The sequence below is a fragment of the Nitrospirillum amazonense genome (assembly GCF_007828045.1).
GTDB classification, from domain to species: domain Bacteria; phylum Pseudomonadota; class Alphaproteobacteria; order Azospirillales; family Azospirillaceae; genus Nitrospirillum; species Nitrospirillum amazonense_C.
The window spans coordinates 212,390-226,332 of the sequence record NZ_VITN01000002.1 but is presented as its reverse complement, the minus strand read 5'-3'; the positions used below and the strand labels follow the sequence as shown (position 1 = coordinate 226,332).

Below are 13,943 nucleotides of genomic sequence, written 5' to 3'. Positions count from 1 at the left end.
ACCCTCACTGGCGCTGGTCGATGGCCACGAAGGCGCGGTCTTCCGGCCCGGTGTAGTTGGCGCTGGGGCGGATGATCTTGTTGTCGATGCGCTGCTCGATGATGTGCGCCGCCCAGCCGGAGGTGCGGGAGATGACAAACAGCGGCGTGAACATGGCCGTGGGCACGCCCATCATGTGGTAGCTGACGGCGCTGAACCAATCCAGGTTGGGGAACATGCGCTTGATGTCCCACATTACCGCCTCCAGCCGGGCGGCGATGTCGAACATCTTGGTGGAGCCCGCCTCCACCGACAGGCTGTGGGCGACGCGCTTGATGACCTCGTTGCGCGGGTCGGAGACGGTGTAGACGGGGTGGCCGAAGCCGATCACCACCTCCTTGGCCTCCACCCGGCGGCGGATGTCGGCCTCCGCCTCGTCGGGGGTGTCGTAGCGCTTCTGGATCTCGAAAGCGACCTCGTTGGCGCCGCCGTGCTTGGGCCCGCGCAGGGCGCCGATGGCGCCCGTCACCGCCGAATAGATGTCGGCACCCGTGCCGGCGATGACCCGCCCGGCGAAGGTGGAGGCGTTGAACTCATGCTCGGCGTACAGGATCAGCGAGGTGTGCATGGCCCGCTCCCACGCCGCCGACGGCGTGCGGCCGTGCAGCAGGTGCAGGAAATGGCCGCCGATGGACTCATCGTCCGTCTCGACGTCGATGCGCTTGCCGTTGGTGGACCAGTGGTACCAGTACAGCAGTATGGACCCCAACGAGGCCATCAGCCGGTCGGCGATGTCGCGGGCGCCGGGGATGTTGTGATCGTCCTTCTCCGGCAGGGCGCAGCCCAGGGCGGAGACGCCGGTGCGCATCACGTCCATGGGATGGGCGGAAGCCGGCAGGCATTCCAGGGCGCGCTTCACATCGGTGGGCAGGCCGCGCAGGGCCTTCAGCTTGGCCTTGTAGGCACGCAACTCGGCGCCCGTCGGCAGCTTGCCGTGCACCAGCAGATGGGCCACCTCCTCGAACTCGCAGCGCTCGGCGATGTCCAGGATGTCATAGCCCCGGTAGTGCAGGTCGTTCCCCGACTTGCCCACGGTGCACAGCGCGGTGTTGCCGGCGGTGACACCGGACAGGGCCACGGACTTCTTGGGCTTGAAAGGCGTGGGTGTCTCGGGCGCGATCGCGTTCATGGGGGCGTTCCTGTTCGAATGATGCCGGGGCGGCAGGAAGGCCTACGCCCGTCCTTCGCCGTTCGGCGGCATCATCGGAAGGTGATCCGGTCCGGTGAATGGCTGAAATGGTGGAGATTAGCCGAGAGGGCGCTGCGAAGTGGCGAAGGTTGCGAAGGGGGTTGCTGCGTGCCGCCTTGGTTTTGAGGGCGCACCAAGCCATTTACTTGTGCCTATTTCGGATATCTGGAAGTGGATCGTGCCCCACCGCGTGGTGTAGGAGCGCATCCGCCGGGTCAGGCCTGGGGGCCGGCGTAGCCGGCTGGAAGGCCTGACCCGGCGGGCGGTCATCGCGGGTCTTCGGTAGAGTTTGGTCACCACACACACCCTCCAACCGAAGGTGACCACGATGACCGACCCGATGATGGCGCTGCGTTCGATGCTTGAGAAGGGCGCTGATGCCGATGTGCTCAGAGAGATGATCGGCTTTGCCGCCCAGCGGCTGATGGAACTGGAGGTCCAGGGGCTGACCGGCGCCGAACCTGGCGAGCGGTCGGCGAGCCGGCTGGTTCAGCGCAACGGCTACCGCGATCGCGACTGGCACACCCGGGCCGGCACAGTGGAATTGCGTATCCCCAAGCTGCGCAAGGGCAGCTATTTCCCGGGATTCCTGGAACCGCGCCGCATGGCGGAGAAGGCGCTGACGGCCGTGATCCAGGAGGCCTATATCCAGGGCGTCTCCACCCGCGCGGTGGACGACTTGGTCCAGGCCATGGGCATGACCGGCATCTCCAAGAGCCAGGTCAGCCGGCTGTGCGAGGAGATCGACGGCCGGGTGAAGACCTTCCTGGAACGGCCGCTGGAAGGCGACTGGCCCTATCTCTGGATCGACGCCACCTACGTGAAGGTCCGCCAGAACGGCCGCATTGTTTCCGTCGCCGTCACCATCGCCGTGGCGGTCAACACCAACGGCCGCCGGGAGGTCCTGGGCATGGACATCGGCGTCTCGGAGGCCGAGACCTTCTGGGTGGAGTTCCTGCGCAAGCTCAAGCGCCGCGGCCTGGGTGGCGTCAAGCTGGTCGTCTCCGACGCCCACGAGGGCATCAAGGCCGCCGTGGCCCGCGTGTTCCGCGCCACCTGGCAGCGCTGCCGCGTTCATTTTATGCGCAACGCCCTGGCCCATGCCGGCAAGCAGGGCCGCCGTGTCGTTGCCGCCTTCATCGGCACCGCCTTTGCCCAGGACGATGCCGCCGCCGCCCGGACACAGTGGCGCCAGGTTGCCGATCAACTCCGTCCCAAGGTCGGCAAGCTGGCCGCCCTCATGGACGAGGCCGAGGACGACGTGCTGGCCTTTATGTCCTTCCCCGCCGCCCACAGGACCAAGTTACATAGCACCAACCCCATCGAACGCCTCAACGGCGAGATCAAGCGCCGAACCGAGGTCGTCGGCATCTTTCCCAATGAGGACGCCATCACCCGTCTGGTCGGCGCCGTCCTCATGGAGATCAACGATGAATGGGCCGTTCAGCGCGGCCGATACATGACCCTGGAATCCGTTGCCGCTGTCGGCGATGATCACACCATCATGCTGCCAACTGCCGCTGCATGACCCTCCCGGCCAAACCCGCCGGAGAGCCCGATGGCCAGGCGCCTGTTACACCACATAGCCTAATTGCGCTGGGGCCTTTCGAAGGAAGGCGGCAGCCCTCCACACTGGTCGGTGGGGATGGATCGGCGCGCGCCGGAACACGGAAGGAGGGCTGCCATGAAGAAGTATGTCGGGCTGGATGTCTCGCTGGAAGAGACTGCGATCTGCATTGTCGACGACCAGGGTAAAATTCTGGCGGAGCGGAAGGTACCATCGCTGCCGGAGGCAATCGCTGCTTTCATCCGGGAACGCGCCGGCGAGGTTGATCGCATCGGGCTGGAAACGGGCCCGCTGGCCGTCTGGCTGTGGAACGAGCTGCGGGCGTTCAGCTTGCCGGCGATCTGCATCGATGCCCGCCACGCCAAGGCCGGGCTGTCGATGATGATCAACAAGACGGACCGGAACGATGCGGTCGGCCTGGCCCAGATCATGCGTACCGGCTGGTTCCGGCAGGTTCACGTCAAGTCTGGCGCCAGCCATGTGACCCGGGCGCTTCTGACCTCGCGTGGGTTGCTGGTCGGCATGCGGGGTGACATCGACAATCAGGTCCGCGGCCTGCTCAAGACCTTCGGGATCCTATTCGGCAAGCGGGTCGGCGGGTTCATGAAGCGGGCCGAGGAGCTTCTCGCCGGTGAGCTGTCCGCCAGCCCCGAATTGAGCAAGCTGGTCGGAACGCTGCTGAAGACCAGGGCCGAGCTGCAGTCCCGCATCAGTGATCTCGACCGCGACCTCATGCGCCAGGCCAAGGCCTCCGAGGTCTGTCGCAGGTTCATGGCGGTCCCGGGGGTCGGACCGGTCACCGCACTGTCGGTATGGGCGGCGATTGATGATCCCGCCCGCTTCGTCCGATCCAGCAGCGTCGGGGCCTATTTGGGCCTGACCCCCAGGCGCTATGCGTCAGGGGAGGTCGATCTCTCCGGGCACATCTCGAAATGCGGGGACCAGGAGGTCCGGACCCATCTCTATGAAGCGGCCAACGTGCTCCTCACCCGGATCAAGAAGCCCTCCGGGCTTCAGACCTGGGGGCTGCGTATCGCCAAGCGTTCGGGCTTCAAAAAGGCCAAAGTCGCCGTCGCCCGCAAACTGGCCGTCATTCTGCACAGCATGTGGTGCGATGGATCGGAGTTCCGGTGGATGCCAGAACCAGACGCGGTCCCCTGACCACCCCGGAACAGGTCAGCCACAAGGGGTCGTCCCCGCCGGGACGAAGGCCAGAGCAAGGTCGTTCCCGCGCCTGCCGCCTGCAAAGGAATGGCGGACACCACATTGACCCGCTCCAGCCATCCAAGGCCATGGTGTGGCGCTCAGCGACCACGAAGAGAACCGTGAGCCCGGCGGCGATGTCTCCCCATAAGGCCAATCAACCCACATGGGCATTGACAGTCCAGATTAGAGAACGCATGGGGACACGATCTGGAAGTGCCTTCGCTATGGTGGCTGAGCGGCGGCTTGCGAAATTCCCCCTCTTGTCAGAAGAGCACAAAACCATGATGAAAACATTGACATGTTAACTTTCCTCATCTCAAATGAGGGCTTGAAAGTTAACATGGAGCGTGCCGTGGTGGTTCTTGCGGAAGAGATGGAAGTTGTCCCTAGGCTCGAGCAGCTGGGTCTTCCCAAGGCAGCACTCCTGGACGTTGTCCGTGCTGCTGTGGGCAGTAGGCGAAACGCTACCCCCTTCCATCCGCTGAGTGCTGCCGGTCAGTTTTCGTGGATCGAGGGCACTACCCATTTGCGGCGTGTCTTCGTACCTCAGGGCTGGGAAGTTTGCCGACGCGATAATATCGAATCGATCTTCAACGAATCCGTCGGCATCAAGGTCGTCTTCCAGAACGCTGATCGGGCTGGCGATCCGTTATACGATCCAATCGCATCTTCCAAGAAAGGGGCCGGATCGGCCCGTGCGGTGGAGCTCGGTCAGTACGAGTTATTCCCAGAGCACAAGATCAAGGAGACCGCGGAGATCACCGCTGCAGCTTGGATGTTGTTTGTTTACGCTGATGGTGATGACGTCCGCGCGGAACTGTCTTGTCCGATCGCGATCAATGACGAGAAGTACGACGGCTTTCACGAACGCATCTTACTCGTTAAGAAGGGCGAATGGGACGGCCCCAATCCGCTTGCGGACGATAGTGAGCCGCCAGCCGACTATGAGGTTACCGTCTCACGCAAGGATTGATGGCTGCTGTGTTCAATCCTCAGAGACTGATCTTGGCCCGCAAGCGGCGGAAGCTGACTGCGCGTGCCTTGGCGAGCGCGATCGATGTCTCACCGATTACGATTTCGCGGTTGGAGAATGGAGCGAATGAACCGGAGGATGGGACCACGCAGGCACTGTCGCGCGTCCTTGGCTTCCCGCAGTCATTCTTTTTTGCAAAGGAGGTTGATGAACTTCCAACCGAAGCCGCGAGTTTCCGCAGCCTTTCGTCAATGACCGCGAAAGAACGCGATGCTGCATTATCGGCCGGCGTAATCGCATACCTGTTTCATGATTGGATTGCTGAGCGTTTCAACCTTCCCGAGATAAGCGTCCCACAGGTTAGGGACGCGACCCCGGAGGCAGCGGCGCAAATCGTGCGTGCTAATTGGGGCCTCGGTCAGCAGCCGATTTCGAGCATGATCAAGTTACTTGAGTCCAAAGGCGTTCGCGTATTTTCACTCTGTGAAGATACTAGGAACGTCGATGCTTTTTCGTGTTGGCGAAATGAACAGCCGTTCGCTTTCTTGAATACGTTCAAATCGACGGAGCGTAGTCGCTTCGATGCCGCGCATGAACTTGGTCATTTAGTAATGCACAAACATGGTACACCGCAGGATAGTAGGCAAGCGGAAAGCGAAGCGGATCGGTTCGCTTCGGCCTTCCTGATGCCGGCAGATGACGTTGTAAGTCGGGTTCGATATGTGCCAGATCTTGGCGCACTAATTCATGCCAAGAAACGCTGGGGTGTTTCGGTGGCTGCATTGAACTACCGGCTCCACAAGCTCGGCGTTGTCAGTGATTGGCAAAATCGTAACTTCAATATTGAGATGTCGAGCCGCGGATATCGTCGTCAGGAACCCGAAGGACTTGATCCGGAGGTGTCGGCCTTGTGGCCGCAGGTGTTCGCGGCGCTCTGGCGTGAGCGGATCACGCGCGACCATATTGCTAACGAACTTCACGTCCCAACGGGCGAACTGGATGGAATACTGTTTCAACTCACGGGCCGCGCAATGAGTGAGCCTGAGAAAAAGAGTGGCCTGCGCGTAATCTGAAGTTGTGCTGTTTGCGCTATTTCCTGGCATGCGAGAGATCAGGCGAATTAGACCACAGCCTCCGGTGTTATGATCGGCGCAAACTTTTAGGAGACACGCGTGTGGGCAGGGCCAAGGAATGGCAGCTAGAGCAATATGAGCGCGGCTACAGTGCAGTCGCTGGCGATATCTGCGCGAGTTGCGTCACCGATCCAGTACTTAAGCAATGGGTCACAAATAATTCTGAGAGTTATAGGTGTTCTTTTTGCGGGGAGGAGTCAGCGGAGCCAATCGCAGCAAGCTTTGATGCTTTTATCGGCATCGTACTCATTGGCATAAAGTTTGACTGGAATAACCCCGATGACGAGGGGATCGCCTATGAATCCGCCGAGGGCGGATATCAGGCATCAATCTCCGACACCTGGGATGTATTAAGTGACTACGACATCAGCGAAAATAGCGATGTAATCGACGCGATCATCAGTGCTGTTGGCCATAACGGTTGGGTTGATCGTGAATATTATATCGGTGATAAGAGCCAACGTCTTTCTTGGGGGTGGGATCAATTTAAGCACGTTGTGAAACATCAGACCCGCTACGTGTTCCTCACACCCGATGACAGCGACGATATGACGGAGGTACCCCCTTCGCAGATGCTCGCCGCGATTGGCGAAACAGTCGTCAATGAACTCGCAGATCTCAACCTAATCACGGCGATCATCAGCGATACCGATTTGATTCGAATCCGCATCGGGAAAACGCCTTATACGACCAGTGCCGAAATAGGCACGCCCCCGCCCGAATTCGCCATCCAGTCCAACCGTATGAGTCCCGCCGGTATTCCAATGTTCTATGGTGCTTTCGATCTGGACACCGCGCGTGTTGAAACCTTTGATGCTGCTACCCACGCTGGCCAAGTCATATCGATTGGAACCTTTCGTCCGACGCGGGATCTACGCATGCTTGATCTAGCCGATCTGCCAGCTATTCCGAGTGTGTTTGAAGAAGATGGACACCACCGTATCCATCCACTCCGGTTCCTTCATGCCTTTGCGAGTGACATTGCGCGGCCAATTACGCGGGACGGTCGCGAGCACATAGAATATGTACCAACCCAGATTGTTACCGAATACTTCAGACGGGTTTTTCGGGATTCTAATGGTAACCCGATTGACGGAATCATCTATACCAGTTCGCGGCGTGCCGATGGTCGAGCATTCGTTTTATTTTGTGAAAACGAACAATGCTCTGAGTCGACCGAATATTCTGGGATAGCGGAGAAACTTGTTCGTTTAATAACTGTGGAACATGAACGGACTTAATCGGTAGACTATCTTCCTTATGTCAACCCGCCAATGATTTCCGCCCTCCGCAACAGCCCTTGCAGATACTCACCGATAAACCGGGAACGCCCGCGTTAGCTGCCCCACCTGCTCACGCACCCGTGCGCTCACCGCCTCGTCCTCCGGTGCCTCCAGCAGGTCGGCGATCAAATGACCGACGGTGTGCGCCTCCAGTTCCGTGAACCCGCGCGTGGTCATGGCGGGGGTGCCCAGGCGGATGCCGGAGGTGACGAAGGGCTTTTCCGGGTCGTTGGGGATGGCGTTCTTGTTGACGGTGATGTGGGCGGCGCCCAGCACCGCCTCTGCCCGCTTGCCGGTGATGGCCTTGGCCCGCAGGTCCACCAGCATGAGGTGGCTTTCCGTGCGGCCGGAGACGATGCGCAGGCCGCGCTCGATCAGCGTGCCGGCCAGGGCCTGGGCGTTGTGCACCACCTGGGCCTGGTAGGCGTGGAACTCCGGCGTCGCCGCTTCCTTGAAGGCCACCGCCTTGCCGGCGATGACGTGCATCAGCGGGCCGCCCTGCAGGCCGGGGAAGACGGCGGCGTTGATGGCCTTTTCATGCTGGGCGCGCATCAGGATGACGCCGCCGCGGGGGCCGCGCAGGCTCTTGTGCGTGGTGGTGGTGACGAAGTCGGCGTGCGGCACCGGGTTGGGGTAGATACCGGCGGCGATCAGGCCGGCGTAGTGCGCCATGTCCACCATGAAATGGGCGCCGACGTCCCGGGCCACCCGGGCGATGCGTTCGAAATCGATGCGCAGGGCGAAAGCGGAGGCGCCGGCGATGATCAGTTTGGGGCGATGCTTGTGGGCCTGGCGCTCCAGGGCGGCGTAGTCGATGTCCTCCTGGGCATCCAGGCCGTAGCTGACGGCATTGAACCATTTGCCGCTCATGTTCAGTGCCATGCCGTGGGTCAGGTGCCCGCCCTCCGCCAGGCTCATGCCCAGGATGGTGTCGCCGGGCTTCAGGGCGGCGAAGAACACCGCCTGGTTGGCCTGGCTGCCGGAATTGGGTTGGACGTTGGCGGCCTCCGCCCCGAACAGCGCCTTCACGCGGTCAATGGCCAACTGCTCCACCACGTCCACATGCTCACAGCCGCCGTAGTAGCGCTTGCCGGGATAACCTTCCGCGTACTTGTTGGTCAGCTGCGAGCCCTGGGCCGCCATCACCGCCGGGGAAGTGTAGTTCTCCGACGCGATCAGCTCGATATGGTCTTCCTGCCGGCGGTTCTCATCGGCGATGGCGGAGGAGAGTTCGGGATCGATCAGGTCCAGGGTGTGGCGGCTGCGGTCGAACATGGGCGGGACCTCCGAAAGAAAAGAAAGGCGGGAGGGACGTGGCGCCCCTCCCGTGCTGACAGGCAAGCCGATTAGGAAACGGTGGCGCGCAGGGTCTTGGCGGCGCTGACCATGCTGGTCAGGGCTGGGATCACCTCGTTCCACTGGCGGGTCTTCAGGCCGCAGTCCGGGTTGACCCACAGGCGGTCGGCCGGGATGCGCGCCGCCGCCTTCTTCATCAGCGTGACGATGTGGTCTTCCGTGGGGATGTTGGGCGAGTGGATGTCATAGACGCCCGGGCCGATCTGGTTCGGGTAGTTGAAATCGTCGAAGGCGTCCAGCAGCTCCATGGCCGACCGTGACGTCTCGATGGTGATGACGTCGGCATCCATATCGGCGATGGACGCGATGATGTCGTTGAATTCCGAGTAGCACATGTGGGTGTGGATCTGGGTCTCGTCGGCCACGCCGTTGGCGGTGATGCGGAAGGACTCCACCGCCCAGTCCAGGTACTCTCGCCATTGGGACCGGCGCAGCGGCAGACCTTCGCGTAGGGCCGCCTCATCGATCTGGATGACGCGGATTCCGGCCTTCTCCAGGTCCAGCACCTCCCCGCGGATGGCCAGCGCCAGTTGCAGGCAGGAGGTTGCGCGCGGCTGGTCGTCGCGCACGAAGGACCAGTTCAGGATTGTGACCGGGCCGGTCAGCATGCCCTTCATCGGCTTCTTGGTCAGCGAGGCGGCGTAGCTGATCCAGTCCACCGTCATCGCCTTGGGCCGGCTGATGTCGCCGAACAGGATGGGCGGCTTCACGCAGCGGGAGCCGTAGGACTGCACCCAGCCGCCCTGGCTGAAGACGTAGCCGTCCAACTGCTCGCCAAAGTACTCCACCATGTCGTTGCGCTCGGCCTCGCCATGCACCAGCACGTCCAGGCCCAGGGCCTCCTGCTCGCGCACGCTGCGCGCGATCTCGTTGCGCATGGCCTGGGTATAGGCGGCGGCATCGATGGCGCCGGCCTTGAACTGGCTGCGCGCCAGGCGGATTTCCTTGGTCTGGGGGAAGGAGCCGATGGTGGTGGTGGGGAACAGCGGCAGGTTCAGCAGGGCGGCCTGCTTTCCCGTGCGCTCACCGAAGGGGCTCTTGCGCCGACCCAGGGCGGCGTCGATGCGGGCGACCGCCGCCTTCACGGCTGGGTTGTTGACGCGGGGGGAGGCCCGGCGGGCGGCGATGGCCTGGGCGTTGGCGGCCAGGTCGGCGGCGACGGCGGCGCGGCCCTGGCTCAGCGCGGTGGCCAGGACACGGATTTCCTCCAGCTTCTGCACCGCGAAGGCCAGCCAGGACTTGACCTCCCCGTCCAGCTTGCGCTCGCCGCCTAAATCCACCGGCACATGCAGCAGGGAGCAGGAGGGCGCGATCCACAGCCGGTCGCCCAGGGTCTGGGCCAACGGCTCCAACCAGGCCAGCACGGCCTCCAGGTCGGTCTTCCAGATGTTGCGGCCGTTGACCACGCCCAGCGAGACCACGCGGTCGGCGGGCAGGGCCCGAACCAGAGCATCGACCTCATCCCGGGCGTTGATGGCGTCCAGATGGATGCCCTGCACCCGCAGAGTGGCGGCGAGATCCAGGTTCTCCTTCAACTGGCCGAAGTACGTGGCCAGCAGCAGCTTCACCGCACCGGTGTTGAGGGCCTCGTAGGCCTGGACGAAGGCGTCGCGCCAGGTGGAATCCAGCTCCGTCACCAGGATGGGCTCATCGATCTGCACCCATTTGACCCCCTGGTCAGCCAAGGCGGCCAGCAGGTCGGCGTAGACCGGCAGCAGGCGGGGCAGCAGGGCCAGCTTGTCGGAATGGTCCTTGGCCTTGCCCAGCGCCAGATAGGTGACGGGGCCGATGATCACCGGCTTGGCCTTGACACCCTGGTCCTTGGCCTCGGCCAATTGGGCCAGCAGGCGGGTGGCATCCAACTTGAACTCAGTGCCGGCGTCGAACTCCGGCACGATGTAGTGATAGTTGGTATCGAACCACTTGGTCATCTCACCGGCGGCGACACCGCCGCAGCACGCGGCGTGGTCCTCGGTGCCCTTGGCCGAACGGCCGCGCGCCACGCGGAAATAGTTGTCCAGGGCGTCGCCGTGGAAATCGCGCACCCGCTCCGGCAGGTTGCCGAGCGTGAAGCTCATGTCCAGCACTTGGTCGTAGAAGGCGAAATCCCCCACGGGGGCCAGGTCCAGGCCGGCCTGGTCGCGCCAGTGGCGGGCGCGCAGGTCGGCGCCGACGCGCACCAGGTCGTCACGGGTGCTTTCCCCTTTCCAATAAGCTTCCAGGGCGAACTTCAGCTCGCGCTTGGCGCCGATGCGGGGGAATCCGAGGTTGTGGGTGGTGGCCATGGGTTTCGCCTTGCAAGAGAGGGTCGACCGGGACCATACGGAGTTCGATCCATGAGAAAAAATGGTATGAATTCATCTTTCAATGAATCTGATTCATAGAGGTGGTGCATGGCGATCCTGGAACGCATCCATCTGGCCATCATCAGCGAGGTTGACCGCCAAGGCTCCCTGACCGCGGCGGCCGAGCGGCTGAACCTCACCCAGTCGGCATTGAGCCATGCCATGCGCAAGCTGGAGGATCAGATCGGGGTGGAGGTCTGGCGGCGGGAGGGGCGCAGCCTGCGGCCGACCCAGGCCGGCGAATGGCTGCTGGCCGTGGCCAACCGCCTGCTGCCGCAACTGGTGCACGCGGAGGAACGCCTGCACCAGTTCGCCGAGGGCGAGCGGGGCAAGCTGCGCATCGGCATGGAGTGCCACCCCTGTTACCAATGGCTGCTGAAGATCGTGGCGCCCTACCTGGACATCTGGCCCCGGGTGGATGTGGACGTGCGGCAGAAGTTCCAGTTCGGCGGCATCGGCGCCCTGTTCGGCCATGAGATCGACATGCTGGTGACCCCCGATCCCCTGTTCAAGAACGGGCTGAGTTTCGAGCCGGTGTTCGATTACGAACAGGTGCTGGTGGTGGGGCCGGAGCATCCCCTGTGCGGTGCCGAGTTCGTGGAGCCGCACCAATTGACGGATGAGATCCTGATCACCTACCCGGTGGCGACCGACCGCCTGGACGTCTACACCCAGTTCCTGCTGCCGGCCGGGGTCAGCCCGCGCCAGCACAAGCCGATCGAGACCACCGACATCATGCTGCTGATGGTGGCGCATGGGCGCGGCGTCGCCGCCCTGCCGCGCTGGCTGGTGGAGGAGAACGCCGGGAAGTTCGGGGTCAGCCCGGTGCGGCTGGGCCGGTCCGGCGTCGCCAAGCAGATCTTCCTGGGCTATCGCGAGGCCGACGCCACCCTCGACTACCTGCGGGCCTTCGTTGACCTGGCCCGGACCCATCGGGATGCGGGTTTCCACAACGCATAGAGACATAAACATCTCTTTATGTAGCTGTTGACGTCTTGGGTCCCTTGGCCTACCCTCCGCCGCGTCATGGTTCCCCACGGCAGGCGTCTGCCCGCCCGTGAGGCTAAGAGGGAAGCCGGTGCGCCCCACGGGGCAAGGCCGGCGCTGCCCCCGCAACTGTCAGCGGCGAGCCTTCCGCCCAATTCCAGCCACTGGCGTCTCCCCGTGTTTCAAGGGGGTGCCGGGAAGGCCGGGTGGCAAGGCGGTGACCCGTAAGCCAGGAGACCTGCCACGACCCGATAACGTTCACGGGCGGGGTGTCCCGGTTGCGTCGCCAGCGGCATGGGGCCGGCGCTCGCCTTCGGGTGCGGCCTCTCCCTGCCGCCCCCGCGTTCGCCATGGCCCTCGCCTCGTCTCCACGGGGTTCCCATGCCGATGACTGATCACATCCTGGTCCACCGCATCGCCGTCTACGCCCACCACGGCCTGACTGCGGAAGAGGCCAAGCTGGGCCAGCGCTTCTACATCTCGCTGGATTGCACCCTGGACCTGGGCCCCGCTGGCCGTGCCGACGATTGGGACCTCAGCGTCTGCTACGCCAAGCTGACGGCCGCCACCACTCGCGTGGCCACGGCCCGCCGCTTCCGCACCATCGAGGGCGTGGCCGAGGCCGTCGCCGCCGACTTGCTGCAAGGCTATCCCGCTATCCAGGCCGTCACCGTGCAGGTGGACAAGCCCTCCGCCCCCGTGCCGGCCATCATCGACGGCGTGTCGGTGCGGATCAGCCGGGACCGATAGGCGGCAAGCGGCCCCATCGTCCCAAAGTTTCCAATCCAGGAGTGTCCTCCCGTGGAGCACCTAACCGCCCGGGCCAACCTGATCGCAGATCGCCCGTTCCCTAAAGATCAGCTGGCCTGGACCATCGCCACCCTGGCGGCTAAGGCCGCATCCCCGGACCGCGCACCGGTGGACGACACCCTGGTGGCGACAATGATCAACCACCTCATCGACAACGCCGCCCTGGCCGCCGCCGCGCTGAACCATCCCCCGGTGATCAGCGCCCGCGACCAGGCCCTGGCCCACCCCTACCGCCGCGGCGCCACCCTGTTCGGCCTGGCGCCCCGCCGCCGCATCTCACCGGAATGGGCCGCCTGGGCCAATGGGGTAGCGATACGGGGGCCGGGCAGGCAGGGCACCGGCCCAACCGCTGGTCACCTCCACCTCGGCGACGCCATCCCCGGGGTAGTGGCTGTGGTCCAGCATTGCGGCCTGGCGGGCGCTGACCTGGTGCGCGGCTTGCTGGCAGCCCATCAGGCCCAAGCCAACCTCCCTTGGGGCATTTATCCGCACCACCCTGAGGCGGACGGCATCGACTCCTTGAGCCTTTCCATCGCCGCTGGCATCGGAGCCGCTCTCCAACTGTCGGTGGAGACGATGTACCGGGCGGTGCGGTTGATGCCGGCCACCAGTCGGCAGGCCTCCTCGGTGGCCTTTGCTGGCAAGATGGCGGTGGAAGTCGTGGACCGGTCACTTCGTGAAGGGAGTGGGTTTTCCACCGGCCTTGGCGGTGCGGATGGATTCATCGCCCCGCTGCCAGAAACACGCGGACCTGTAGATCAAACCCCTGCCGATCCAGCCCAACCCGGCACCCGGCCTTCCAGCATGGCCAGGTTCCGCGCCTTGGTGGACGGAATTGTCCATCCCGTTGAGCAGGATCGCTTCCTTGCCCTGGCGGCGCGGCTGCCCATGCTCACGGCGGAAGAGGTCATCTGCCTGGGTTTCCAGGTGAACCCTGACATTTTGCAGTCGGGTAATCCCGGCCTCTTTGATCGCGTCTGACGTCTCGGCCAACATTTCTCAAATCGGCTTCAAGAAATCGCAATCAACGTCCTGCCGGTTCGGCTACCGGAACA

At 63.4% G+C, this 13,943-nt stretch carries 11 protein-coding genes and 1 riboswitch; of the genes, 8 read left to right on the top strand and 3 right to left on the bottom strand.

Features of this window, described 5'->3' with window-relative positions:
- Positions 1 to 4: 4 nt before the first annotated feature.
- Positions 5 to 1,168 carry a bifunctional 2-methylcitrate synthase/citrate synthase gene (gene prpC, locus FBZ89_RS03465; RefSeq protein WP_186457174.1) on the bottom strand — a complete coding sequence of 388 codons (1,164 nt, stop codon included), beginning with the start codon at positions 1,166 to 1,168 and terminating at the stop codon, positions 5 to 7.
- Between the two features lie 388 nt (positions 1,169 to 1,556).
- On the opposite strand from prpC, the gene FBZ89_RS03460 reads away from it, so the two are divergent.
- The 5 genes from FBZ89_RS03460 (at position 1,557) to FBZ89_RS03440 (ending at position 7,348) form a co-directional block, all read left to right on the top strand.
- Positions 1,557 to 2,756, top strand: coding sequence for an IS256 family transposase (locus FBZ89_RS03460; protein ID WP_145748642.1), 1,200 nt, complete (start codon positions 1,557 to 1,559; stop codon positions 2,754 to 2,756).
- 156 nt (positions 2,757 to 2,912) lie between these two features.
- Complete coding sequence (locus tag FBZ89_RS03455; RefSeq protein WP_145748641.1) at positions 2,913 to 3,956, top strand: IS110 family RNA-guided transposase; 1,044 nt, start codon at positions 2,913 to 2,915, stop codon at positions 3,954 to 3,956.
- 385 nt (positions 3,957 to 4,341) lie between these two features.
- Positions 4,342 to 4,974, top strand: a complete 633-nt coding sequence (locus FBZ89_RS03450; RefSeq protein WP_145748640.1) for a hypothetical protein — start codon at positions 4,342 to 4,344, stop codon at positions 4,972 to 4,974.
- The gene (locus tag FBZ89_RS03445) at positions 4,974 to 6,047 is read left to right on the top strand and encodes a helix-turn-helix domain-containing protein (protein ID WP_211115094.1); all 1,074 of its coding nucleotides are present in this window, start codon (positions 4,974 to 4,976) and stop codon (positions 6,045 to 6,047) included. The genes FBZ89_RS03450 and FBZ89_RS03445 overlap by 1 nt, the downstream gene beginning before the upstream one ends.
- Positions 6,048 to 6,148: 101 nt before the next feature.
- The gene (locus FBZ89_RS03440; protein ID WP_145748639.1) at positions 6,149 to 7,348 is read left to right on the top strand and encodes a HEPN-associated N-terminal domain-containing protein; all 1,200 of its coding nucleotides are present in this window, start codon (positions 6,149 to 6,151) and stop codon (positions 7,346 to 7,348) included.
- 69 nt (positions 7,349 to 7,417) lie between these two features.
- Here FBZ89_RS03440 and glyA read toward each other — a convergent pair whose 3' ends face one another.
- Positions 7,418 to 8,665 (bottom strand): serine hydroxymethyltransferase, encoded by a 1,248-nt coding sequence (gene glyA / locus FBZ89_RS03435; RefSeq protein WP_145748638.1) that lies wholly within the window; start codon positions 8,663 to 8,665, stop codon positions 7,418 to 7,420.
- A gap of 71 nt (positions 8,666 to 8,736) precedes the next feature.
- Positions 8,737 to 11,031, bottom strand: a complete 2,295-nt coding sequence (gene metE, locus FBZ89_RS03430) for a 5-methyltetrahydropteroyltriglutamate--homocysteine S-methyltransferase (protein ID WP_145748637.1) — start codon at positions 11,029 to 11,031, stop codon at positions 8,737 to 8,739.
- A 108-nt stretch (positions 11,032 to 11,139) separates the two neighbouring features.
- Here metE and FBZ89_RS03425 point away from each other — a divergent pair, with 108 nt between their 5' ends.
- From FBZ89_RS03425 to FBZ89_RS03415, 3 genes are all read left to right on the top strand, one after another.
- Positions 11,140 to 12,051 (top strand): LysR family transcriptional regulator, encoded by a 912-nt coding sequence (locus FBZ89_RS03425; protein WP_145748636.1) that lies wholly within the window; start codon positions 11,140 to 11,142, stop codon positions 12,049 to 12,051.
- A 50-nt stretch (positions 12,052 to 12,101) separates the two neighbouring features.
- Positions 12,102 to 12,338: riboswitch (cobalamin riboswitch) on the top strand.
- Positions 12,339 to 12,465: 127 nt separating this feature from the next.
- Positions 12,466 to 12,828 (top strand): dihydroneopterin aldolase, encoded by a 363-nt coding sequence (folB, locus tag FBZ89_RS03420; protein ID WP_145748635.1) that lies wholly within the window; start codon positions 12,466 to 12,468, stop codon positions 12,826 to 12,828.
- 51 nt (positions 12,829 to 12,879) lie between these two features.
- Positions 12,880 to 13,869 carry an MmgE/PrpD family protein gene (locus FBZ89_RS03415; RefSeq protein ID WP_145748634.1) on the top strand — a complete coding sequence of 330 codons (990 nt, stop codon included), beginning with the start codon at positions 12,880 to 12,882 and terminating at the stop codon, positions 13,867 to 13,869.
- The last annotated feature ends 74 nt before the right edge of the window (positions 13,870 to 13,943 follow it).